Source organism: Ottowia thiooxydans, from assembly GCF_040548795.1.
In the GTDB taxonomy this organism is placed as follows: Bacteria; Pseudomonadota; Gammaproteobacteria; order Burkholderiales; family Burkholderiaceae_C; genus Ottowia; species Ottowia thiooxydans_A.
The window spans coordinates 444704-468427 of sequence record NZ_JBEPSH010000006.1 but is presented as its reverse complement, the minus strand read 5'-3'; the positions used below and the strand labels follow the sequence as shown (position 1 = coordinate 468427).

The 23724-nt window shown below is 59.8% G+C and carries 21 protein-coding genes; 13 read left to right on the top strand and 8 right to left on the bottom strand.

Annotated elements, in window-relative coordinates:
- The first annotated feature begins 9 nt into the window (after nt 1-9).
- Nucleotides 10-792 (top strand): biotin--[acetyl-CoA-carboxylase] ligase, encoded by a 783-nt coding sequence (locus tag ABIE13_RS16845; RefSeq protein ID WP_354445502.1) that lies wholly within the window; start codon nt 10-12, stop codon nt 790-792.
- A gap of 478 nt (nt 793-1270) precedes the next feature.
- On the opposite strand, the gene ABIE13_RS16840 is transcribed toward ABIE13_RS16845, so the two are convergent.
- From ABIE13_RS16840 to ABIE13_RS16830, 3 genes are read right to left on the bottom strand one after another with little or no spacing between them, the layout of a single operon-like run.
- Entirely contained in the window at nt 1271-2491 is a 1221-nt protein-coding gene (locus tag ABIE13_RS16840; RefSeq protein WP_354445500.1) for a CaiB/BaiF CoA transferase family protein, read from the bottom strand.
- Nucleotides 2492-2496: 5 nt separating this feature from the next.
- Nucleotides 2497-3486, bottom strand: coding sequence for a Bug family tripartite tricarboxylate transporter substrate binding protein (locus ABIE13_RS16835; RefSeq protein ID WP_354445498.1), 990 nt, complete (start codon nt 3484-3486; stop codon nt 2497-2499).
- A gap of 38 nt (nt 3487-3524) precedes the next feature.
- Nucleotides 3525-4646 carry an NAD(P)H-dependent flavin oxidoreductase gene (locus ABIE13_RS16830; RefSeq protein WP_354445496.1) on the bottom strand — a complete coding sequence of 374 codons (1122 nt, stop codon included), beginning with the start codon at nt 4644-4646 and terminating at the stop codon, nt 3525-3527.
- 187 nt (nt 4647-4833) lie between these two features.
- On the opposite strand from ABIE13_RS16830, the gene ABIE13_RS16825 reads away from it, so the two are divergent.
- From ABIE13_RS16825 to ABIE13_RS16815, 3 genes are all read left to right on the top strand, one after another.
- Nucleotides 4834-5649: an IclR family transcriptional regulator gene (locus tag ABIE13_RS16825; protein WP_354445494.1), complete on the top strand. Its 816-nt coding sequence runs from the start codon at nt 4834-4836 to the stop codon at nt 5647-5649.
- Nucleotides 5650-5776: 127 nt separating this feature from the next.
- Entirely contained in the window at nt 5777-6433 is a 657-nt protein-coding gene (locus tag ABIE13_RS16820) for a glutathione S-transferase family protein (RefSeq protein ID WP_354445492.1), read from the top strand.
- Nucleotides 6434-6505: 72 nt separating this feature from the next.
- Nucleotides 6506-8176: a glycosyltransferase gene (locus tag ABIE13_RS16815; protein WP_354445490.1), complete on the top strand. Its 1671-nt coding sequence runs from the start codon at nt 6506-6508 to the stop codon at nt 8174-8176.
- Nucleotides 8177-8252: 76 nt separating this feature from the next.
- On the opposite strand, the gene ABIE13_RS16810 is transcribed toward ABIE13_RS16815, so the two are convergent.
- From ABIE13_RS16810 to ABIE13_RS16795, 4 genes are all read right to left on the bottom strand, one after another.
- Nucleotides 8253-8873: a glycosyltransferase family 2 protein gene (locus ABIE13_RS16810; protein ID WP_354445488.1), complete on the bottom strand. Its 621-nt coding sequence runs from the start codon at nt 8871-8873 to the stop codon at nt 8253-8255.
- 122 nt (nt 8874-8995) lie between these two features.
- Complete coding sequence (locus tag ABIE13_RS16805; protein ID WP_354445486.1) at nt 8996-10438, bottom strand: sensor histidine kinase; 1443 nt, start codon at nt 10436-10438, stop codon at nt 8996-8998.
- A 131-nt stretch (nt 10439-10569) separates the two neighbouring features.
- Nucleotides 10570-11244, bottom strand: coding sequence for a response regulator transcription factor (locus tag ABIE13_RS16800; protein ID WP_354445484.1), 675 nt, complete (start codon nt 11242-11244; stop codon nt 10570-10572).
- A 55-nt stretch (nt 11245-11299) separates the two neighbouring features.
- A complete protein-coding gene (locus ABIE13_RS16795) occupies nt 11300-11767 on the bottom strand; it encodes a MarR family winged helix-turn-helix transcriptional regulator (RefSeq protein WP_354445482.1) in 468 nt (155 codons plus the stop codon).
- 130 nt (nt 11768-11897) lie between these two features.
- On the opposite strand from ABIE13_RS16795, the gene recA reads away from it, so the two are divergent.
- Both recA and recX read left to right on the top strand, forming a co-directional pair.
- Entirely contained in the window at nt 11898-13019 is a 1122-nt protein-coding gene (recA, locus tag ABIE13_RS16790; protein WP_354445480.1) for a recombinase RecA, read from the top strand.
- 52 nt (nt 13020-13071) lie between these two features.
- Nucleotides 13072-13542 (top strand): recombination regulator RecX, encoded by a 471-nt coding sequence (recX, locus tag ABIE13_RS16785; protein WP_436278437.1) that lies wholly within the window; start codon nt 13072-13074, stop codon nt 13540-13542.
- Nucleotides 13543-14050: 508 nt separating this feature from the next.
- Here the strand turns inward: recX and argC are convergent.
- Nucleotides 14051-14962: an N-acetyl-gamma-glutamyl-phosphate reductase gene (argC, locus tag ABIE13_RS16780; protein ID WP_354445476.1), complete on the bottom strand. Its 912-nt coding sequence runs from the start codon at nt 14960-14962 to the stop codon at nt 14051-14053.
- Nucleotides 14963-15169: 207 nt separating this feature from the next.
- Here argC and sucC point away from each other — a divergent pair, with 207 nt between their 5' ends.
- The 7 genes from sucC (at nt 15170) to ABIE13_RS16745 (ending at nt 23700) form a co-directional block, all read left to right on the top strand.
- Nucleotides 15170-16330, top strand: coding sequence for an ADP-forming succinate--CoA ligase subunit beta (gene sucC, locus ABIE13_RS16775; RefSeq protein ID WP_354445474.1), 1161 nt, complete (start codon nt 15170-15172; stop codon nt 16328-16330).
- Between the two features lie 41 nt (nt 16331-16371).
- Nucleotides 16372-17265 carry a succinate--CoA ligase subunit alpha gene (gene sucD, locus ABIE13_RS16770; RefSeq protein ID WP_354445472.1) on the top strand — a complete coding sequence of 298 codons (894 nt, stop codon included), beginning with the start codon at nt 16372-16374 and terminating at the stop codon, nt 17263-17265.
- Nucleotides 17266-17431: 166 nt separating this feature from the next.
- On the top strand, nt 17432-18814 hold the full coding sequence (locus ABIE13_RS16765) for a D-serine ammonia-lyase (protein ID WP_354445470.1): 1383 nt from the start codon (nt 17432-17434) through the stop codon (nt 18812-18814).
- A 193-nt stretch (nt 18815-19007) separates the two neighbouring features.
- Entirely contained in the window at nt 19008-19688 is a 681-nt protein-coding gene (locus tag ABIE13_RS16760; protein WP_354445469.1) for a TerC family protein, read from the top strand.
- 234 nt (nt 19689-19922) lie between these two features.
- A complete protein-coding gene (locus ABIE13_RS16755; protein WP_354445467.1) occupies nt 19923-20708 on the top strand; it encodes a Stp1/IreP family PP2C-type Ser/Thr phosphatase in 786 nt (261 codons plus the stop codon).
- Nucleotides 20709-20769: 61 nt separating this feature from the next.
- Complete coding sequence (locus ABIE13_RS16750; protein ID WP_354445465.1) at nt 20770-21351, top strand: FHA domain-containing protein; 582 nt, start codon at nt 20770-20772, stop codon at nt 21349-21351.
- A 105-nt stretch (nt 21352-21456) separates the two neighbouring features.
- Nucleotides 21457-23700 (top strand): CHASE2 domain-containing protein, encoded by a 2244-nt coding sequence (locus ABIE13_RS16745; protein ID WP_354445463.1) that lies wholly within the window; start codon nt 21457-21459, stop codon nt 23698-23700.
- Nucleotides 23701-23724: the final 24 nt, after the last annotated feature.

The window sequence follows — 23724 nt, the reverse complement described above, 5'->3', positions numbered from 1 at the left end:
ACAACGCGTATGAGTGGCTCTCTGTCCTGGCGTCTTGATGCCATCGAGCAAGCGGTAGCCCCTGTGCTCCCCGGCTTTATCGCCGAAGTGCTTCCTGAAATCGACTCCACCAACACGGAGCTGATCCGTCGTGCACGCGCCGGACGCGACGCTCCCACGCTGCTAGTGGCCGAACGACAGACGGCAGGGCGGGGGCGCATGGGTCGCCATTGGCAGGGCGGCCCGGGCGAGCCTGGGGGTGCGCTGGCTTTTTCGCTCGGGCTTCCATTGGCACCTGCGGACTGGTCGGGTTTGTCGCTCGCGGTGGGCCTTTCGGTGGCTGAGAGCTTGCACCCGGACATCCGGCTTAAATGGCCGAACGACCTGTGGTGGCAGGGCCGCAAGCTGGCGGGCATTCTGGTTGAGACGGCAGGGACGGCCCAGGCCGACGGGCGCTTTGTGGTGATTGGCGTGGGCATCAATGTCGAGCCCCTGGAAGGGGGTGACTTCTCCACGCGGCCTGCCTGGCTGAAGGCGCTTGATCCGGCACTGGATGCGCCGACCGCCCTGGGGCGTCTGGTGCAACCGCTAGTGCGTGCTGTGCGCGGATTCGAGCGCCACGGGTTCGCGCCGCTGGCTGAGCGCTTCAATGCGCGTGATGCGTTTGCGGGGCTGGCGGTGCGGCTGTCTGATGGCACGGAAGGGCAGGCTCTTGGCGTCGCGGCCAATGGAGCTTTGCGCGTGCAGACTGACACGGGGTTGCGGGAGATCATTAGTTCTGAGGTCAGTGTGAGGCCTTTGCCGTCTGCGTGAGAGGTTTCTCCCTCTCTGCTCCCTCTCCCTTTGGGGAGCGGGTTGGGGGGCCGGCCAACCGGTGAGGGCGAGCGGCGTTTGAGTTGTTGGCTGTGCTTTGTAGTGGCCTTCTGCTGTTAACGGATAGGCCGGAGGCCGGGATGTGCGCCCGGCAGCGCACCTACTCTTTTTTGGGGCCGGCCATCCGGCTCCGCCAAAATAGAGTAGGCAGAAAAAAGGCGGCCCCACTGTCCGCGACCCTCCGCTTCGCTCCAGGCACCTTCCGGTGCTCGGTCCAGGGGCGGTGCGGCAGAACTCGCTACTTTCGCTTCGCTCAATACGCTCAGACAGCTGCCGCAAGCTAGTTCACGAAGCAAGAGCCTCTTGCAGTGCTCTTGCCCGCCCCTTGCCCTGCGCTCCTCGGCACGGCCAAAGGGGCGGGGAACCTGATTCGGGCCATTGCTTCGCTCGGCCCACGCCCACGCCCACGCCATTCCGGTCATATGACTCCATGCGCTCGCAGCTCAGCAACCTCCGCTGCATTCAATCCCAGCTCGCCATACACCTCTTCGTTGTGCTCGCCTACCGCTGGCCCGCTGCGAGGAATAGGCGGGCTGTAGTTCGAAAAGCGAGGCACGATGCATGGGGCGGGGATCTCGCCCAGATCTGGATCGGGCAGGTCTATGACGGCCTTTCGCGCCTGAATCTGCGGATCGGCCAAGGTGTCTTCGATGGAGTGGATCTTGCTGTGGGGGACCTGAAAGTGAGTCAACCTCTGCTGGAGATCGGCCAGGGTATGGCTGCGGCACCAGTCGGCCACCAGGCCGTCAATTTCGTCGGCGTGGACCAGGCGAGTGGCGGTCGTAGCAAAGCGAGGGTCTTCCAGCAGATCGGTTCGACCCATGGCATCAAAGATGCGCTTGAAGGCAGCGCCACTGGTGCCCACTATCGTGAGCCAGTAGCCGTCTTGCGTTGCGAAGATGTTGGATAGCGCTGAATAGGTGGCGCGTGCGCCGGTGCGCTCACGTACCTTGCCCATCAGCTGGTACTCAGCTGCTAGCGGGTCTAATGTGCGAAGCAGGGCTTCTGTGGCGGATAGGTCGATCTCGCAGCCTCTGGGCATTCCTGAGGGCTGCCGCGCCTGTCCGGCAATGGCCGCTGCGATCGAGAAGGCGCCGAACACGCCTGCGACCACGTCACCTAGCGGGTGATTCATGTGCTGGGGTGAGCGCCCCGACTCGCCGGTCAGGTGGGCGAAGCCGCTCATGGCTTCGAAGATGCGCGCGAAGCCCGGTCTGCTGGCGTAGGGTCCTGTCTGGCCGAAGCCTGTGACCCGCAGCACGATGAGATCAGGGTTGTGCGCGTGCAATGTCGCCAGATCCAGATCCCAGCGGTCCAGGGTGCCGGTACGGAAGTTCTCCACCAGCACGTCGTAGCGAGGCAGCATTTTCAGAAACAGCTCGCGCCCTTCGGGCTTGCGTAGATCCAGTGAAATGCCTCGCTTGCCGCGGTTGGTGACTTTCCAGTAAAGGGCATGTTCTCCCATCACAGGCAACATATGGCGAAGCGTGTCGCTGCCGTCGGGCAGTTCCAGCTTGGTGACTTCAGCGCCCAGGTCACCGCAAAGCGTGGCTGCGAAGGGTGCTGCAAGTACCGTCGCCATGTCCAGAATGCGCACGCCTTGCAAAGGGCCTGCCAGAGAGTTTGTCGAGTTCGACATGGCACTCAATCCACGGTGATGTGGTTGTCCTTGACGATCTTCGTCCAGGCATCGATCTGTTGGCGCAGGTAAGTGCCAAACTGTGATGGCGTGTTGGCCACGATCTCGTAGCCCATTTCCACCAGCTGTTTCCGGGTGGCACGCTGGTTGATGGCTTGCATCATGGCGCCGTGCAAGCGGTTGACAACGGCAGGAGGCGTGTTGGCGGGCAGCATCACGCCGAAAGTTGCACCGAATTCCAGGCCGGGGTATCCCGCTTCGGCCAGGGTGGGGACGTCGGGGAGTTGAGGCGAGCGCTGGTTGGTCAGGATGGCCAGCGCACGGACCTTGCCGGACTTCACCTGCGGGCCTGAAGGGATCATCGCGTCCAGGGCGACCTCGATCTGTCCTCCCATCAGGTCAGCCAATGCGGGCGCGCTTCCCTTGTAGGGAATGTGCAGCATATTCAGCCCCAGTTTGGCCTTCAGCAACTCACCCCCCAGATGTCCGATGCTGCCCGTTCCTGCGCTGGCGTAGCTCAAGCCCTTGGGCTGAGATTTGCTGTGAGCTATCAGTTCCTGAACGTTTTTTGCAGGCACCTTGGAACTCACCAGCAGCAGGCCTGGGTTGTTGACCAGAAGTGAAAGCGGCGTGAGGTCTTTCAGAGGATCGTACGGTGTCTTGATGCCGAGTGCCGTGTTGAGATAGATGGGCGCGCCCACTGCAAGCAAGGTGTAGCCATCAGGCGCTGCTCGCACCACGATCTCGGTCGCATTGATAGTGCCCCCACCGGGCTTGTTTTCAACGACGACAGGTTGGCCCAAGGCTTCCGCCATACCAGGGGCAATGGCGCGCATCACCAGGTCGGTGCCCCCACCAGGCGCGTAGGGGACCACCAGGCGTATGGCCTTGGTCGGAAAGGCGCCTGCTCCGCTTTGAGCAAATGCAGGCGCTGCCAGTGTGGCGACCAAACAAGCCAGGCAAGCGAGGGGCCAGAAGCGAATGCGGATGTTCATTGGATGTCTCCTTGGTTTTTATGAATCTGGGATGGGGCCTAGGACGTGGCCGTTGCAGTGGTGACTTCGTTCTCGTCGGCCAATCGCTCCAGACGGGTGCGTGCCTCGGCCACGATGCCGTCCATGACATCGGCCACGGTGCGAACTTCATTGAAGTAGCCAATGCTTTGACCTGCGGGGTGGTGCATGAGCGCTTGCACTTCATGTTCATCAATGGCACCCAGGAGATCGCCCACCAGAATGTCCTGAAGAGGCATCTTCAGCGGTGAAGGTGCTCCAGGGGCAGCCCATTCGTCTGACCATGCGCTGCGGATTTGGCGCAATGTTTTTCCGCTGTCCGCACGCGAGATCACGGTGTCTTCGCTGCGCGCCGCGAGCAGCTTGTCGCGGACCACGGGGTGCATGTGGTGCTCTGCGGTAGTCAGCCACGCCGTGCCCATCCATACCCCCTGGGCGCCCATGGCCAGAGCAGCCAGCAGGTGTCTTCCTGTGGCGACGCCTCCTGCGGCCAGAACGGGTACATCGCCTGCGACGTCCACAATCTGTGGCACCAGGGAAAAAGTGCCGATGGAGCCGGTGTGGGCACCAGCGTCATAGCCCTGCGCCACCAGGATGTCGATAGGTTTGGACAGGGCGTTTCTCGCATGTTTTGGCGACCCCACCAGGGCCAGCACCAGTTTGCCCGTAGCCTTGGCGCGTTCGATGACCTCAAGCGGGGAGCCAATTCCGCAGGCCAGCATGTTCACATCGGAACGCATGACCACTTCCAATTGAGCCTGCGCTGATTCTTCAGAGCGCACGAATCGGGAACGCATGCCCGCCTGGCTCGCAGCGGGTACGGCATATTTTTCTTGCAGGCCGCGTACAAAAGCCCTGTGTGCTTCAGGCAGTTGCGCCTCAATGGCTGCACGGTTGTCAGTCTCAGGCATGCCCGTGGGCAGCACAAGATTCACGCCAAAAGGTTTTTTGCCGACCTGCGTGCGAATCCAGGCCAGGTCACGCTCGATTTCTTCTGGCGTATGGCGAGTGGCACCCAACACGCCGAAACCCCCCGCGTTGGTAATGGCTGCGACGGCTGCCGCGTCGTGTGCAAACCCGAAGACTGGGTTGGCGATACCGAGGCGTCGGATCAAGCGGGTCTGAAGGGGGTCGAAAGGCATGAAAAGTCTCCTGATAGTGTTTTCAGAAAAATTTGATTGACAAAATATCAGTCAGATTGACGTATAATTTTTCCACCGAGTTTATAAGAAGTCAACCTTCGACCGAAAAGCTCCCTACCTTGCTGCCTTGTTGCCGATCGGGGAAGCACCGATTTCCGAGCCCGTTCGCCGGCTGGCATTACGATCCATGCCTTCTCCATCTGTTGTCTCGAATTCCGTGGAAACGACCGCCGCCAAAGCCGAGAAAGACCCCCAGTTCGCCTATACGCTCGCCAAAGGGCTGGAGGTGCTGAGGGCGTTCGACGCCGCGTCACCCACCTTGAGCAATCGGGAGATCGCCACGCGAACCGGCATTGGCCGGCAGACGGTGGTGCGTTTGACGCGCACGCTTTCGCAGTTGGGCTACCTCCGCTACAACGATTCCACAGCGCGCTACAGGTTGGCTGCTCCGGTGCTTTCCTTCGGCTATCCCTTGCTATGCCAGCTCGGCGTTCGGCAGCTCGCACGGCCCTACATGCAGGAACTGGCTGATTTCGCCCGAGGTGCGGTTTCTCTGGCCATGCGCGGTGGGGATCAGCTCGTGCTCATCGAAACCTGCGTGGACCGCAACGCCCCATCTGGCCGCCCGGATGTCGGTGCTGGCCGTCACTTTCACGACACCTCCATCGGGCACACGTACTACTGCGCCGCCAGTGACGCCGAGCGTGCTGAGATTGACTCCTTGCTGCGCGCGCGTGACCCAGAAGGCTGGCCGGAGGTGCGCCAGCGACTTGCAGAGTCTCAAGCGCAATTCAAGGCGCACGGCTATTGCGTCGTCGTGACCCCCGGAGCGGGCCTCACGGCGATCGCTGTGCCCGTGGGAGTCATAGACGAAGAGCGCATCGTGTTGAACTGCGTCACCGCCCAATTCAACTTGCAGCCAGACACCCTGCAAAAGCAGATCGCTCCGCGGCTGTTCAACCTGGTGCGGGTGTTGAAAGACGCTACGGGGCGGCATCCTTGATTCCCTTCAGGTGCTGCTCGTTTCATAATTGACGATCTGCGCGCCGTCGAAGAGGGCTTTCTTGCCGCATTGCATATGCAGTGCTTAAGCTGCGGCGCGCTCCTTTCAATTTGCTTGAGGAAACACCATGACCATCAAACTTTATTACGCCTCGGGCGCTTGTTCCTTCGTGCCTCATTCCATGCTGGAGATCGCCGGCGCGACCTTCGAGCCCATGACGGTCAAGCTGCACAAAAACGAGCAGAACAGCCCCGAATACAAGGCCATCAACCCGCGCGGTCAGGTACCCGTGTTGGTGGACGGCGACCAGGTCATCACGCAGATCGTCGCCATCATCAACTACATCGACGCCAAGTTTCCTGAAGCCGGATTCATTCCTAAGGATCCGCTGGCGCGAGCAAAATTTGTAGAAACCCTGGCTTGGATGAACAACACGGTTCATCCCACCTTCACCCATATCTTCATGCCGTTCAAGTACAGCGACGATGCCGCTGCCCAGGAAGCAATGAAAGGCTACAACAAGGGTGTGTATCGCCAGTTGATGGGGGAGCTGCAGGGCCTGGTGCAAAAAGCCAAGACGGAGGGTCGCGACTGGCTGGGCGGTGTGCATTGTGGACCGTTGGACACCTATGCTCTCACGCTCCTGCGCTGGGGCACCATCGCCGGCATCAACCCTGAAGACTTTCCAGAGCTGTGGGCATTTGTCCAGCGCGTGGCTCAAGTGCCCGCGGTGGCGCGAGCGATGGAACGCGAGAAGCTTCAGTTAAGCCTCTACAAGCCCTGATTAGACGTGGCGCCGGTAGACCTCTCCCGCGCCCAGGACCATGGTGCAGCTTGGTATTGACGTACAAGGCTCATGCAATCCTCCGAAACTCGACTCAGTGTGGTGGTGCCGCTTTGCGGTGCCTTGGAGGATTTTGAGCGTTCCATCGGCCTGAACCATCCCATGCTCGCTCGCGCTGGCATCGAACTGGTGCTTGCGGCGGATGCAGGTCTTGAATCTGCCGCCGTGGCACTGATGCAAGGGCTGCCACTTATCCGAACTACGGTGGTTCTGGTGAGTGCTCCTGCGGACCTTCATTGGAGCGCACGTGCACTCAACGCAGGCCTGCGGCATTGCAAGGGTGAATTCGTACTGGTTTGCGGCGATGCGCTCGCATTTGTCAGCGATGTCCCCTCGCAGGTCGTGGCTGAACTCTCCAGGCATCCGTTTACCGTGCTTCTTGGGCGATGTGCTCAGGCTCCTGTGGCTCGTTGGGTCAATGCGCAGTCCGTGTCCCCCGTGTTCGACGCGGTGGCGTCAACCCATATTGACCCAGCTTCGCTGAGCGGTTTAACTGCCGCCCCACGCAAGGCCTTCATGGAGGTGGCCGGTTATGACGAGCAAATCGCCGGTGAACACGCCAATGAAGATAACCTGCGCATCCGGCTAGAGGCCGCAGGGTATGGACTGCGCGTAAGCCCTCAATTGCAAGCCTTGCACATCTCTGACAGCCCGAAGGTGCCCCGAGGTTGGCCTGACCTCTTGCTCAACGCGATGGCCTATTCGCCAGCGTCTGCTCTGGCCGGACAGGGCTGTATGAGGGGAGGGCTCCCGGAGGAAAGAGCGGCAGACGTGATTGCCGGAACGGTCCCCACTGAAAGGGCTTCGCCACCGCTGCCGTCGCAGGATGCGACGCCGTGGGCGCCACTAGGGTCGACCCGGGTCTGCCCAGTTTGCTATCGCTATATGCACTACCAAGCTGTGCGAGGCCATTGCGGGCTCTGTGCACCGCAGGCAGCAGTGGCTATCCAACGCAGCCGGATTTTGGGCGTGGTGCAGGTACGTAACGAGGCTGCGCTGCTCAAGGGATGTCTCGATCACCTGCGTCCGTATGTTGATGGCTTCGTGATTCTGGATGATGGCTCCACGGACCACACGCCCCGCGTGATCGAAGTTGAGCCAAAGCTCGCTGTCCATCTGCGAACTCCCGTGGTCGAACCGCACCATTGGGATGAAAAAGGCAATAAGCTGCGCTTGCTTCGAGCCGCGCAACGCGCAGGTGCCGACTGGGTCTTGGTGTGCGATGCAGATGAAAGGCTGGAGAGCCTGTTTCTCAGGCATCTGCGGGCGGTTGCGACAACGCTCGGCCCCGTAAGGCTGCCGTGTGTGAGCCTGGCGCTGAGAGAGCTTTGGGACCGGCCTGATCAGTACCGAGTGGACGGTGTATGGGGCCGAAAGCGGGTCGCGCGCTTTTTCAAGTTGCCCAAGCAGATCAGTTTCAATTCAACCTCTGATCTGCACGGCCCGTGGTATCCGGACGAAGTTCGCGCGCGCGGGCAATTCATCGCGACGGGCTACCACATGTACCACCTGCGAATGATCCATGCCGCGCAGCGTGAAGCCCGCCGAGACCGCTATGTCCGGCTGGACCCCGACAATCGGTTTCAGGCACTTGGTTACGACTATCTGACCGACACCTCCAATGGCATGGTCTTGAATGCCATTGATCCACTTCGCGGCTATGAGATGGCCTCGGCGCCTTGATGGTGAGGGCAGATCCTGTGATTGACAGGCCAATGCAATGGGGCGCCAACCTGAGTTTGCCGCAGGCGAGCAGGCGTCAGTAGCTTTTGAGGAAATTTTCCCGGTGGCGCCTGTAGTAGAGCAGTCCCTGATCTACGTGAGAAACTGAGGCGCCCTCAGCCAGCATGCCGTTCCAGAGGTTCCAGTCTTCTTCAGGGTGGTTGGCATGGGCTCCGGGCCTGCGGGCGTATCCCACCTTTTTGCCGAGGGACGTTTTGTACAGCATGGAGCCATGGTGTTGCCCGGCTCGGCGCCAGTAGAAATCTCCGTGCACAGGCTGGGTACTTTCCGGGTATCTGCGCGGAATATGGTCTTTGAGTTCACCTGTGACGACGATGTTGTACGTGACTATGTCCGATTGAGCTTGCGAGAGAATTTCGATGGCGTCGGACCTAAGCCAATTGTCGGCACCCACAAACATCACATATTCGGAGTTCACTCTCTCCAACATGTCCTGGAAATTGGCTACTACACCCAGGTTCTGGTCGCGCAGCACAAACTCGACCTCAGGATAAAGCGCCTGCAGGAAGGCGCAGTCTCCCGCACCGTCGTCGACGAACAAAATACGTTCAGGCGCTCGGCTCTGGCTCAGCAATGACTCGATGCAGTGGGAAGCCAGATGCCCGTAGCGATACGAGGCAACGACCACTGTAATCATGACGGGAGCAAACGGGGAAAATATGCGAGACGCAGGCTCGCTGTTAGACAGATGAAATGCACAGCCAATGTTAGCATTTACTCCAACTTGCAGGCCCTATGCCGGCCGCTCCAGGGCAATGGCTAACCGGAAAACCGCACCGTAAAGCAAGCGCCGGGTTGAGTCTGGCCGCTGCGAGCGTCCTCGACGCTGACTTCAGCGCCGTGCTGGCGTGCAATTTCCCGGACGATAGGCAGGCCCAGGCCCGAGCCGTCCACATTGGTCCCCAGTGCGCGGTAAAAGGGCTCGAACACACGCTCTCGTTCGCTGACAGGTATGCCCGGGCCGTTGTCTTCCACCTGAATGATGGGTGCGCGGCTGAGTCCGTCTTTGAAGGCTCGGGCTGTGATCACACCTTGGTGCCCGGGGGTGGAAGGCGCATAGTTGATGGCGTTGTCCACCATGTTCCGTATCATTTCCTTGAGCAGCGTGGGATTGCCCGGTATCGTGACGTCCGGGCTGCCAGCCTCCAGGCCGTCATAACCGAGATCGACATGACGCTCCATGGCTCTAGGCACTGCATCTTGTATGACTTCAATGGTCAGGCGCGCCAAGTCACAAGGCTGTTGGCCCAGGGTTGCGCCACCGCCTTCAGCACGCGCCAATGCCAGAAGCTGATTCACCGTATGCGTGGCACGCACGCTGGCGCGCCCGATCTGCTGCAGTGATTGCTTGAGATCTTCCGCGCTGGATTCCTGACGCTGGGCCAGATCCGCCTGCATCCTCAGGCCAGCCAGCGGTGTCTTGAGTTGGTGCGCCGCATCGGCCAGGAAGCGCTTTTGCGTTGCTATGGAGTCCTTCAGCCGCGTCAGCAAGTCGTTCACCGAGGCCACCAGCGGGGCGACTTCCTGCGGCACGGCATGATCATCCAGCGGGCTCAGGTCATCAGGCTTGCGGGCGCGAATGCGCTCTTCCAATTCGGCCAGTGGCTTGATGCCCCGCACCAGGGCCAACCAGACCAGCAACACAGCCAACGGCAAGATGGCAAATTGCGGCAGCATGACGCCCTTGATGATTTCCGTGGCCAGTACGCTGCGCTTTTCCCGGGTTTCCGCCACTTGCACCAAGGCCAGTTGCGACGAGCCCTCCATGCGCACCCAAAGGTGAGCCACGCGCACGGGAAGGCCCCTGAATTCCGTGTCGCGCAGGTGAGCCCCTTCAGGTGCCTCAATGTCTTCGTTGGGCTCGGGGGCAGCGGGCTTGGGCAAGTCGCGCTCGCCGGAGAGAAACTCACCGTTGCCGCCCAACACCTGGTAGTACACGTTGTCGGAATCGTCTGCGCGCAGCAATTCGCTGGCTGGCTGAGGCAGGTTGAATCGCACCCGTTTGCCGGGGCCCACTTGAATGAACTGCGCCAGCGCTTGTGCGTTGTAGACCAAGGCGCGGTCAAAAGGCTTGTTGGCCAGATTTTGCGCCACCAGCCAGGTCAGGGCCAGGCTGACAGGCCACAACAACAGCAGCGGAGTCAGCATCCAATCGAGGATCTCTCCGAATAGCGAACGCTGCGCGCGCTGGAAGATCTTCATGGGGCCACACTACCCGCATGCCACGGTCGAACAGGGGTCACACGGGACGGGTTGTTCCAGGGTTGTCGGCGACCTTGGTCACACGCCGAATGAAGATGGGGGCCGGGGAAGCCGGCGTGGTCCGTCATGGCCTACCCAGGGATCTTCTCCAGGCAGTAGCCCAGGCCGCGCACGGTCGCGATGCGGATGGGCCCTTTTTCGATTTTTTTTCGCAGGCGATGGATGTAGACCTCAATCGCGTTGTTGCTCACTTCTTCGCCCCATTCACAGAGGCGGTCGACCAGCTGGTCCTTGCTGACCAATCTGCCAGAGCGTTGCAGCAGTACTTCGAGCAAACCCAGCTCGCGCGCCGAGAGATCGACCAGCTTGCCATCAATGCTGGCCACGCGCCCTGCCTGGTCGTATTCCAGGGGGCCATGCTTGATGGTGGACGTGGCCGCACCCATGCCGCGTCGTGTGAGGGCGCGGACACGCGCTTCCAACTCGCTCAGCGCAAAGGGCTTGGCCATATAGTCGTCCGCGCCGTAGTCCAGTCCCTTGACACGCTCGTCCACGCTGTCAGCCGCTGTGAGAATCAGCACGGGCAAGGTCTGCCCGCGTGAGCGCAATCTTTTCAAGACTTCAAGGCCATGCATCTTGGGCAGGCCCAAGTCCAGGATCAGCAGGTCGAACTCCGTATTGGTCATGAGCGCGGCATCGGCCTCCGTGCCGTTGACGACGTGATCCACCGCCGCGCCTGCATTGCGCAGACTGCGCATCAACCCGTCGGCGAGTACCTGATCATCTTCGGCGATAAGAATACGCATGGTTTTTGTCTCCTTTTGAACCCGGCCTCCCGGCAAATTCTATTCCTAGGGCGCTTCAAACCTGTGCATAGGCTTCCAGCCCCAACGCCACCACGGTGGCCACTTCTTCCCCCACGGCCGCGCGAAACTCCACCTCTGCCTGACCCACCGCGCTTTTGAAGGCCGCCAGCCAGGCCAGGCCGGTAGGTGTGAACTGAATCAAACGCGCCCGGCCATCGAGCGGATCAGCTTGGCGTGTGACCAAGCCCCAGGCTTCGCATTGGTTCACGAGGTCTCCCATGGCTTGCTTGCTCATGCCTGCCGCATCTGCCAGGTCGGTCAGGCGCGAGCCTTCCAGCCCCAGGTGGCGCGTGATGTGGATATGCGCCGCGCCGACTTTGTCGCGCGCTGCCAGATGGGCCAGCGCCAGGGGAACCTGTTCATCGTCGGCCATCAGGTGAAGCACGCGATCGTCGAAGCGACGCATGGCATGACCTAACAATCGGCCGAAATGGGTCTGTCTCCAGGAATCTTCATGAACCATTTTTAGATAGTAAGGCAAACTGACTTAAAAATCAGTTTACACCATTCAATGTATTGATATACAGTCCTGTTCAAGCATCCAGTTAAACACAATCTGAATGCAGTAACTAATTGATTTAAAAGGAAAACTCATGAGCACGAGCCTGGCCGTTACGGATAAAGTTGAAAAAGCCAAAGCCCTTCAAGCCGCACTGGCGCAGATCGAAAAGCAGTTCGGCAAGGGCACCATCATGCGCCTGGGCGAAGGTGAGCAGATCCAGGACATCCAGGTTGTCTCCACCGGTTCACTGGGCCTGGATGTGGCTCTTGGCGTAGGTGGTTTGCCACGTGGCCGTGTGATCGAGATCTACGGTCCAGAAAGCTCCGGCAAGACAACCCTCACACTGCAAGTCATTGCCGAAATGCAAAAACTGGGTGGAACCTGTGCCTTCGTCGATGCCGAGCACGCGCTCGACACCGGCTACGCTGAAAAACTGGGCGTGAACCTGCACGACATGCTCATCAGCCAGCCAGACACTGGCGAGCAAGCCCTGGAAATCGTCGATTCGCTGGTGCGTTCAGGCGCTGTTGATCTGGTCGTGATCGACTCGGTTGCTGCCCTGGTGCCCAAGGCCGAGATCGAAGGCGAGATGGGTGACAGCCTGCCTGGCCTGCAAGCGCGCTTGATGAGCCAGGCGCTGCGCAAACTCACCGCCACCATCAAGAAAACCAACTGCACGGTTATCTTCATCAACCAGATCCGCATGAAGATCGGTGTCATGTTCGGCAGCCCAGAGACCACCACAGGGGGCAACGCGCTCAAGTTCTACGCCAGCGTGCGCCTGGACATCCGTCGTACCGGCACCATCAAGAAGGGTGACGTGGCCATCGGCAACGAGACCAAAGTGAAAGTGGTGAAGAACAAGGTCAGCCCGCCCTTCAAGACAGCCGAATTCGACATTCTCTTTGGCGAAGGTATTTCGCGAGAAGGCGAGATCATCGATATGGGCGTTGTGGCGCGCGTCGTTGAAAAGAGCGGCGCCTGGTATGCCTATAACGGTGAAAAAATTGGCCAAGGCCGCGACAATTCGCGAGAGTTCCTGCGTGAAAACCCAGATCTGGCGCGTGAAATCGAGAACAAGGTGCGCGAATCGTTGGGGATTGTTCTGCTGAACGACATGGACGAAGACGTCAAAGTGGCTAAAGAGACCAAAAATGCCAAAGACGCGAACGACCTGAAAGAGGCCAAGGAAGCCAAAGAATTGAAGGTTTGATATCCCGAATGCCCTCGTGAGCTGTCTAAGAGCATGAGGGCAGATTCTGAGAATAGCTTTGCCTTCTTTCCAAATTTCCCTCAAAGGCCGTGCGCTGCGCTACCTGGCGGCGCGAGAGCATTCGCGTGCCGAACTGGAGCGCAAACTGGCTCCTCACGAAGGCGAGCCAGGCGAGTTAGCGCGCGTTTTGGATGAGCTGACGGCCAAAGGCTTCATCAGTGAAGCCCGGGTGGTGGAATCTGTGCTGAATCGACGGGCGAGCAAGCTGGGTGCTGGCCGAGTGATGCAGGAGCTTCGCGGCAAAGGCATCGGAGCGGACGCATTGGCAGAAGCAGCGGAAAACCTGCGCGCCACTGAATTCGCGCGGGCTTGTGAAGTGTGGCGAAAGAAATTCGGCGCCAGGACGGATACCTTGTCAGACCCCGCCGAGCGCGCTCGACAGATGCGCTTTCTGGGAGCGCGTGGTTTCAGCGCCGAGGTGGTACAGCGCGTGGTCCGCAGCGCGGGTGTCGACGATTCTTAGATGCGGCGTTAGAACATTCGGCCAAGTCCGGTATCCCCTGGGAGCGCCAAGCTCCAGCTTGGCAATTTCTGGACCTCCGCGAACGCCGCCATGCCAAGCTGGAGCTTGGCGCTCCCAGGAGGGAAAAGCTAAGCCAAGTCCGCACCAGGCTAAACCTTACAAAAACCCGTTCGCGCTGAGCTTGTCGAAGTGTCGCACTCGGCTTCGACAAGCTCAGCCCGAACGGGTATTTGTGTGCTCATAGATTAGGCCCTGTGAAGTCATCGTTTTTACGTTGATCTGTCACGGGAGTGGCGAAAGGGAAAATTTCAGAATTCACAGGCCCGGAGCAATAAGTGAACAGCATTGGGCCAAGTTCGGTACGCCCTGGGAGCGCCAAGCTCCAGCTTGGCAATTTCTGCACCTCCGCAAACGCCGCCATGCCAAGCTGGAGCTTGGCGCTCCCAGGAGGGAAAAGCTTAGCCAAGTCCGCACAGGCTAAACCTGACCAATCAGCCACGGCCCAGGTTTACAACCCCAGCATCAACTTCAGGTTCTGCACAGCGGCACCGCTGGCGCCCTTGCCCAGGTTATCCAGCCGTGCAACCACCACGGCTTGTTGTGCATCTGCGTTGCCAAATACACGGATTTCAAGCTGATTGGTGTCTTTCAAGGCGACTGCGTCCAGCTTGCCTGATTCGGGCGCCTCTGCCACTGCCACCCATTCAGCGCCCGCGTAATGCTGGGTGTAAATGTCATGCAGTTGCTGCTGCGTAGGCCGGCCCGGCAGCAGGTCCAGATGCAGGGGCAATTCCACCAGCATGCCTTGATCAAAATTGCCAACGCTGGGAATGAAGATGGGCCGGCGCGTGACGCGGCCGTACTTCATGATCTCGGGCACGTGCTTGTGCTTCAGGCCCAGTGCGTAGAGCTCATAAGCCGGCGCGCTGCCAGCCTCATAAGCCTCGATCATCTGCCGGCCCCCACCCGTATAACCACTCACGGACGGCAAGGACACAGGGTAATCGGCTGGCAGAACGCCTGCGTCGACCAAGGGGCGGAGCATGGCGATCGCGCCGGTGGCGTAACAGCCAGGATTGGCCACGCGATCCGCATTTTGAACAGCGGCGCGCTGATCCTTCGATAGCTCCGGGAACCCAAAAACCCAGCCTTCAGTCACCCGGTGCGCGGTGGAGGCGTCAATGATTTTGGGTTTACGGCCAGAAAGGGTGTCGATCATGGCGACGGATTCGCGCGCTGCATCGTCGTGCAGGCAAAGCACAACCAGATCGGCCTCACCCATTAATGCCTTCTTGGCTTCGGGGTCTTTGCGGAGTTCGGGGGCAATGGAGAGCAGCTCGATGCCGCTCATCCCTTGCAGCCGTTCGCGGATTTGCAGGCCTGTGGTGCCGGCTTCGCCATCAATGAAAATCTTTGCCATGAGGGGTATTCTCCGAGAAAACCAGGGTTGCATCAAAACGCGATTTGCGTATGAGGCGATAATCGCCGGGTGCAGGGTGTGCTGACGGCTCACCCAAATGGTGCATCGCACCATGATACATTCGCACGCGGCGGCGTTTACCGTGTTTGGGGCTGTACCGTACTAAAACTGTGGCGGCAGCCTGACGAATTCATTTAGAGGGGCTTCATGAAAATCCACGAGTACCAGGGTAAAGATATCCTGCGCAACTTCGGCGTGCCTGTTCCACGCGGCATTCCGGCCTTCACCGTTCAGGAGGCCGTTGAAGCGGCCCAGAAACTGGGCGGCCCAGTGTGGGTCGTCAAGGCCCAGATTCACGCGGGTGGCCGCGGCAAAGGTGGCGGCGTCAAGGTTGCCAAATCCATTGACGATGTGAAAAAGCTGGCCGGCGAAATCCTCGGCATGCAGCTGAAGACGCACCAGACTGGCCCAGAAGGCCAGAAAGTGCGCCGCCTGTACATCGAAGACGGTGCGGACATCCAGAAAGAGTATTACCTTTCCGTCGTGACCGACCGCGCAACCCAGCACGTGGCGTTCATCGCCTCCAGCGAAGGCGGTATGGACATCGAGGAAGTGGCTCATTCCACGCCCGAGAAAATCATCACGCTGTTCGTGGATCCCCTTGTTGGCCTGACACAGGCACAAGGCGAGCAATTGGCCAAGGGCATCGGCATGCCGGCCGATTCGCAAGCCCAGTTCATCGACATCTGCCAGAAGCTCTACAAGTGCTACATGGAGACCGATGCTTCTCTGGTCGAGATCAACCCACTGAACCGCGACGGCAAGGGCAACGTGGTTGCCCTGGACTCCAAGTTCAACTTCGACACCAACGCCTTGTTCCGTCACCCCGAAATCGTTGCTCTGCGCGATCTCGACGAGGAAGATCCAGCTGAAATCGAAGCCAGCAAGTTTGACCTGGCCTACATCAGCCTGGACGGCAACATCGGCTGCCTGGTCAACGGTGCCGGTCTGGCCATGGCCACCATGGACACCATCAAGCTGTTCGGCGCTGAGCCGGCCAACTTCCTCGACGTCGGCGGTGGCGCCACGCCTGAGAAAGTGACCGAAGCGTTCAAGATCATGCTGAAGAACCCCAAGGTCAAAGCGATCCTGGTGAACATTTTCGGCGGCATCATGAAGTGCGACACGATCGCCACGGGCGTGATCACCGCCTGCAAGGCCGTGAACCTGCAAGTGCCGCTGGTGGTGCGCATGAAGGGTACCAACGAAGAACTGGGCAAGAAGATGCTGGCCGAAAGCGGTCTTCCTATCATCAGTGCCGACACCATGGCCGAGGCAGCCCAAAAGGTGGTCGCCGCCGTCCAATGAGCTGGACGCTCGACACCTAACGCTGAACCCAAGGATTCACCATGAGCATTTACGTCAACAAGAACACCAAGGTCATCACCCAGGGCATCACCGGCAAGACCGGCCAGTTCCACACTGAAAAGTGCCAGGAATATGCCAACGGCAAGAACTGCTTCGTCGCCGGCGTGAACCCCAAGAAAGCTGGGGAGACCATTTTCAACATTCCAATCTTTGAGAACGTCAAGGAAGCCGCCAAGCAAACCGGCGCAACCTGCAGCGTGATCTACGTGCCGCCAGCGGGCGCAGCCGCCGCGATCTGGGAAGCCGTCGAGGCCGACCTGGAATTCGTGGTCTGCATTACCGAGGGCATTCCAATCCGTGACATGCTCATGGTGCGTAACAAGATGAAGGAAAAAGAGGCCAAAGGCGGCAAGAAAACGCTGCTGCTCGGCCCTAACTGCCCCGGCATCATCACGCCCGATGAGATCAAGATCGGCATCATGCCTGGCCACATCCACAAGAAGGGCCGTATCGGCGTGGTCAGCCGCTCTGGCACATTGACCTATGAAGCCGTGGCTCAGCTCACCGAACTGGGCATTGGCCAGTCGACCGCTGTCGGTATTGGTGGCGACCCCATCAACGGCCTCAAGCACATCGACGTCATGAAGGCCTTCAACGACGATCCTGATACCGACGCTGTCATCATGATTGGTGAAATCGGTGGCCCGGACGAAGCAGAAGCGGCTCGTTGGTGCAAAGACAACATGAAAAAGCCTGTCGTGGGCTTCATCGCTGGCGTCACAGCTCCTCCCGGCAAGCGCATGGGCCACGCTGGTGCACTGATCAGCGGTGGCGCTGACACTGCCGATGCCAAGCTGGCTGTCATGGAAGAATGCGGTTTCACAGTGACCCGCAACCCTTCCGAGATGGGCAAGCTGCTCAAAGGCCTGATCTAAGAGCGTGTTCACACACTAAGAGCTCTTGCCGAAAAAACCGCCAGTTCACCTGGCGGTTTTTTTTGTCTGTGCTCGGCGCTCGTTGGGTACGACGAGAAGTGTCACCACCACTTGCCGCACTGTCAGCACGAACGCAATAATCAGCGCGAACAACCGCTTGTGCGCCATGCAGACCACTACCCACGAACCAGACCGTTTCAGCATGCCCGCCAGCCAGCTTGAGAGTTTGAGCAAGCGCGAGCCGATTCTGTGGGTGAACCCGAACTACGCCCCCCTGGCGTTGGTCGATGTGCAAAGCCTGGAACCAGCACAAGCCCTTGAAAGATTTAAACGACACGCCCCTGTGCTCCGCAGAGTCTTTGCAGAGCTGGAAGCTTCAGCCGGCCAAGTCAGCTCTGCGTTGGAGCCTGCGAATGCGCTGGCGGATGTTCTGGCGGGTGCATTCGGACCCTGCTCGCGACAAGCATCGCTTCTTGAGCCCGCGCGGGGAAACTGGTGGATCAAGCGAGATGACGCCTTGCCGGTGGCCGGGTCTGTCAAGGCTCGCGGGGGCTTTCACGAGGTGTTGAGTGTTGCGGAGGATCTGTTGGCGAGCCATGGTGTGCAGTGCGAACTGGATTCGTCCGAGGCCAGTCGCATTTTTTCGCAGTACACGGTAGCTGTGGGAAGCACCGGCAATCTCGGTTTGAGTATCGGATTGATTGCAGCGCGCCTCGGATTTCGCGCCGTGGTTCATATGTCCAGTGATGCCAAGGCCTGGAAAAAGCAGCGGCTTCGAAGCCACGGCATCCAAGTGGTGGAGCACGAGGGAGATTACGCTGCTGCGGTAGCGGCAGGGCGTGCGCAGTCAGAGGGCGATCCGTTTTCTCATTTTGTGGACGATGAACATTCCGTGGCCCTTTTTCTGGGCTACTCGGCCGCGGCCGACGAACTGGCGGTGCAACTAGATGCACATGGCGTGGTGGTCGATGAGGCGCATCCACTTTTTGTCTACATTCCCTGCGGCGTGGGCGGCGCGCCTGGTGGCATTGCGTATGGTTTGAAGCAGCGCTATGGGCGCGCAGTTCACTGTTTCTTTGCAGAGCCGGTGGCATCTCCCTGCATGCTGCTGCAGCTGGCTTCTGCGCCTGGGCAAGAGGTCTCTGTCTACGACATTGGGCTCGACAACCGGACTGAAGCCGACGGACTCGCAGTCCCCAGCGCCTCACCTCTTGTGGCGCCGTTGATGCGAGAAATGCTCTCAGGCATCTTCACTGTGGACGACGAAACCCTTTTTCTTGACACCTACCTGCTGCACCAATCCATGGGCTTGCTGGTGGAGCCTTCTGCCGCGGCGTCTTTTCGTGGTCCCCTTTGGCTGCAGGGCTCAGAAGAAGGAAAGTTCTACCAAAAGCAAAACGGTCTGGAGCGCGTGATGGATCAGGCCAATCATGTCCTCTGGAGTACAGGCGGGTCACTAGTGCCCGAAAGCGAACATTTGAAGTTTCAGGAAAGAGGGCGAGCCCTGAGGGCACCCCATCCCCAAGCATCAAAAAACGGTCCGAGATGAGCCTTAAGACGTCTGGCTGGACTCACCGGTCGCGGCTGGAGAGGGCTGGGCGCTGCATACGCAGTTTTACGAAGGCGCTTGAAGCCCTGTTCCGCTAGACTTTCGCCAGCCGAACCGCGAGGGACGCGCACGGAGGGTGCGCGCCGACTATTCGTTTGCGGTCGCCATAAAAGATGATCAGGAGATAACTCCAATGGATATGTTGCAGCACCCGGACTTCTGGATTGGTCTTATCAAGATCGTCTGGATCAACATCATCCTCTCCGGCGACAACGCCGTCGTGATTGCTTTGGCAGCACGCTCGCTCCCGGCCGATCAGCAGAAAAAAGCCGTTCTATTTGGCTCCGGCGCGGCTGTGGTGCTCCGGATCATCCTGACGGTGGTGGCGGCCAAACTGCTCTCACTGCCCTATCTGCAGATCATTGGCGGGCTGCTGCTGATGTGGATCGGCGTACAGCTGCTGGGCGGTGAAGACGACGGCGACGGCGAAAGCAAACAGCAGGGCGGCCTGATGCTGGCCATTCGCACCATCTTGATCGCAGATCTGGTCATGAGCCTGGACAACGTCATTGCGGTGGCGGCAGCAGCGCAAGGCAGCATGGTTCTGCTCATCCTGGGTCTGGCCATCAGCATTCCGCTTGTGGTGTTCGGCAGCACTCTGATGATCAAGCTCATGGAGCGTTTCCCCATCATTGTGGTGCTGGGGGCGGCTCTCATTGGTTGGGTCGCTGGCGAAACCATTGTGGCTGACAACGCTCTCAAAGGCTTCCTAAGCGGGGCATCCTGGGTGCATTACGTTGCTGCGGCGGTGGGTGCTGCGCTGGTCCTGCTGATTGGCAACTTGTCCAAACACCGAAAAGCCAGCGCTGGCTGACAATTGGACCCGCATCGCTGCATTGCCATCCACTCGGGCAGCGGTGGTGCGTTGATGGATCGAGCCCCCTTCTGATTCGAAGTAAGTCGGGGGTTGCGGTTGTGGGGATGGAAGTTCGCGGATAATTCGCGGAAATCCGGCGTCTCGCGAGCTGTCTGATAGGTGCGCGTATTTGATTCACCGCCTATTTCAGCGGGCGGTTTCCGCCGGGACCATCCAACCCCTCACACTAAAATGCAGTTTGAATGTAGTGCTCTTTCAGATGTGGGGCGCCACCGCAGCAATAACGAAGACGCTGTCCTTGTTGCGGCGGAGTATGGTCTTGTCGTCCTCGCAGACGGAATGGGTGGATACAACGCGGGCGAAGTAGCCAGCGCCATGGCGGTGGATCTGATCGCCAGCGGATTGACACCCAGCCTGGAGAAAACCGGCGGTGTTCCCGACGTGCGTTCTCTTCGCCGGGCGATGGAAGTTTGCGTCAGCAACGCCAACCGCGCCATATTCGATGCGGCCCGGACCGAGGAAAATTGTGCAGGTATGGGCACCACGCTGGTCCTGGCAGCGGCCCACGGAACTTCGCTGCTGATCGGCCATGCTGGCGATTCACGCGCCTACCGCTGGCGCGAAGGCGCTCTGATGCAGCTTACCCGCGATCATTCGCTGCTGCAGGAGCAATTGGACTCGGGAATCATCACCCCCGAAGAAGCGGCTGTTTCTCCTCACCGCAATCTGGTAACTCGCGCGCTGGGGGTGGAAGAGTCGGTGCTGCTGGATATTCAGACCTTCTCGATACTTCCCGGAGATACCTATCTGCTTTGTTCCGACGGCCTGACCGACATGTTGACAGACCAGCAGATCGCTGAAGTTCTAGAGAGCGTGCCGCAAATCGAGCTTCGGGCCACACGGCTTGTAGAGCGCGCCAACGCGAACGGGGGTCATGACAACGTGACCGTCGCGCTGATGCAGGCAGAAGAAATGTCTAAAAAGTCCGGATTTGTTGCGAAGTTACGAAAACATTGATCTATAAACGCTCTTCAGGCGCTACCCTATGCCCTCCTGAAATTTGCTCTTGGAGCATGTCATGCCCAGGCTGATCGTGTCTATCGACGGAGTCGTCGTCAAAGAAGTGCTGCTGAACCAAAGCCGCTTGACGCTGGGCCGCAGGCCGCACAATGACGTCGTGCTGGATCAGCTGGCCGTCAGTGGAGAGCACGCGGTGATCGTGTCCGAGGCGGGTCAGGTTGTGCTTGAGGACCTGGGCAGCACCAACGGCACCTATGTCAATGGCACCCCTGTCGTGCGCCGCGTGCTGGTGGGCGGCGACGAGATTGATATTGGCAAATGCCGGGTCAAATACCTCGATGAAATAGCTTCTTCGGAGCAGGGCTTCATCTCCGGTCGCGCGGCTCCCCGCGTCAAAGTGATTTCGGGTACCGCTACAGGGCGTGAGCTTTTGTTGACCAAGACGTTGACCACCATCGGCAAACCCGGGGTTTCGGTTGCGACCATTACACGCAGGTCTTACGGGTTCGAGCTGGGGCAACTCGATGGCGTAGAGAGCCCCTCGGTCAATGGCGTGACTCTGGATGGGGGTCCCATTGTTCTGAAAAACAACGACGTCATCAGTGTTGGGGGCGTGCGTCTGGAATTTGTCGATCCCTGAAGGGATGCGGCAACGAGGTCTTCTATTGACCTCGTTGGATAGCTCATCGCGCCCGCGCTGGCTGGACTCAATCAGTCATGCTTGCTGATCCCGGACAATAGGGCTGTGAGAGCATTCAAACGCCATTGGATTCGCATCGTCGCCACCGGAGTCGTGGTGCTGTTGGCGTTGCTGCACGCCACCAGCATTGCACCGGTGGAAAGTCTGGCACGCCTGGACGCAAGGCTCTACGACACGCGTCTGCAGTTCTCCATGCCGCGCTCACTGGATGAGCGTATCGTCATCATCGACATTGACGAATTCAGCCTCAATCGCCTGGGGCAATGGCCGTGGGGACGCCAGCGCACAGCGGCCCTGGTGGACGAATTGATAGAGCGCCAGCAGGTAAGCGCGCTCGGCATTGACGTGGTGTTCGCCGAACCTGATCACACCTCTGGCCTGCGGGAGCTGCAGGCTTTGGCCCGCACCCAGCTTGCGAACCAAAGCGGCTTTCAGGATTGGCTGGCGCGTGAAACCCCCCGGCTGGACAACGACGCTATCTTGGCGGCAGCTTTGAAAAACCGCCCAGTCACGCTAGGCTACTATTTCACCAGCGACCGGGGTGGCCGGCGAGTGGGCACCTTGCCGGCCCCCGTGCTGCGCTCTGAGGCAGAGGTCAGCATGCCCGGCCTTCTGCATTGGGATGGCTACGGCGCCAGTATTGCGCCTTTGGCCGCGGCGGCACCGCATGCCGGTTTCTTCAATGCCATCAGCGACCCTGATGGCACGGTCAGGTCGGTACCCGTGCTGGCTGAGTTCCAGGGCGCGTTTTATGAGTCGCTGGCCCTGGCCATGCTGCGCCAGAGCCTTGGTCAGCCGCCGTTGCAGCTCGAGCGTGCGGATCCTGGCGAGGCGACCAGCCCACTCGCAGGTATCCGGTTGCGCACCGATGCACAAGATCTTCGCATTCCCGTCGACAGCAGGGCCACGGCGCTGGTGCCGTACCGGGGCCTGGGCGGGCCCAAAGGCGGGTCATTTCAGTACATTTCGGCGGCCGACATCATTGATGGCAGTCTTCCGGCCAGTAGCCTCAAGGGCAAAGTCGCCTTGCTCGGATTCACGGCGCCGGGGTTGATGGATTTGCGTACCACCCCTGTGGGTGATGCCTACCCCGGCGTGGAAATACACGCCAACCTCATTTCGGGCATGCTGGACGGTCGCCTGGCTCGCTTGCCAGACTATGCCAACGGCTATGAAGTGATGTCTATTCTCGTGGTGGGGGTGCTTCTGGCCTTCGGTCTACCTATGCTGCCCATGGCTTTGGCGTTGGTGCTAGGCCTGCTGGCGGCGGTGGCCTGGCTGGGGTTGAACACCGGACTCTACCTGTGGGCAGGATTGGCTCTTCCGCAAGCGACCGTGCTGGTGATGGTGCTTGCAGCGCTGGCGTTGAATATGGCCTGGGGGTACTGCGTAGAGGGCAGGGCCAAAAGAGAGCTGGCTCAGCTTTTTCGCTCCTATGTACCGCCAGAGCTGGTGCGTCAAATGCTGCGCAGCCCTGAGCAATACACCATGCAGGCCCGCACCGAAGAACTCACCGTGATGTTCTGCGACATGCGTGGCTTTACGACCTTGTCAGAAACGATGGAGCCCCGACAGGTACAGGCCTTGCTCAACACGGTGCACAGCCGGCTGACGGAAGTGATCCGCGCCCACAATGGCACCATTGATAAATATGTCGGTGACTGCGTCATGGCTTTTTGGGGAGCCCCTGTTCCCGCGCCCGACCATGCGCGGCTGGCGGTAGAAGCTGCGTTCGCCATCATGAAGGCCACGCGTGCACTCAACGCCGAAAGAAGCGAAGCGGGCCTTCCCGCCTTGAGCATTGGTATTGGCCTGAGTACCGGGCAGATGTCGGTCGGAGACATGGGCTCCAACCTTCGCCGGGCTTACACCGTGGTGGGAGACGCCGTTAACCTGGCGGCCCGTCTGGAAGGCCTTTCTGCGGTCTACGGTGTGGACATCGTGGCCAGCACCACCACCAAGGCCCAGGCGCCAGACTTCCTGTGGCAGGAGCTTGACCGCGTGCGCGTCAAGGGACGGGCACAAGCCGTCCACATTCATACTCTACGACTGCGAGAAGAGGGCGGTGACCCTCAAGCTCTGGAGCAGGAGATGGCGCTCTGGCAGCAATTGCTGGTGGCCTGGCGCAGCGGTGATATGGACGAATGTGAGATCAAGGTGAACGCGCTTCGCAAGCTCAACCCGTCCTATGGCCTCTACCAGCTGTATGCGCAGCGAATCATCACTCACCGCCAGTTGCCACCACCCCCAGACTGGGACGGCACCACGAATTTTGAAGCCAAGTACTAGGAGCCTGATCAAACGGGCTCTTGG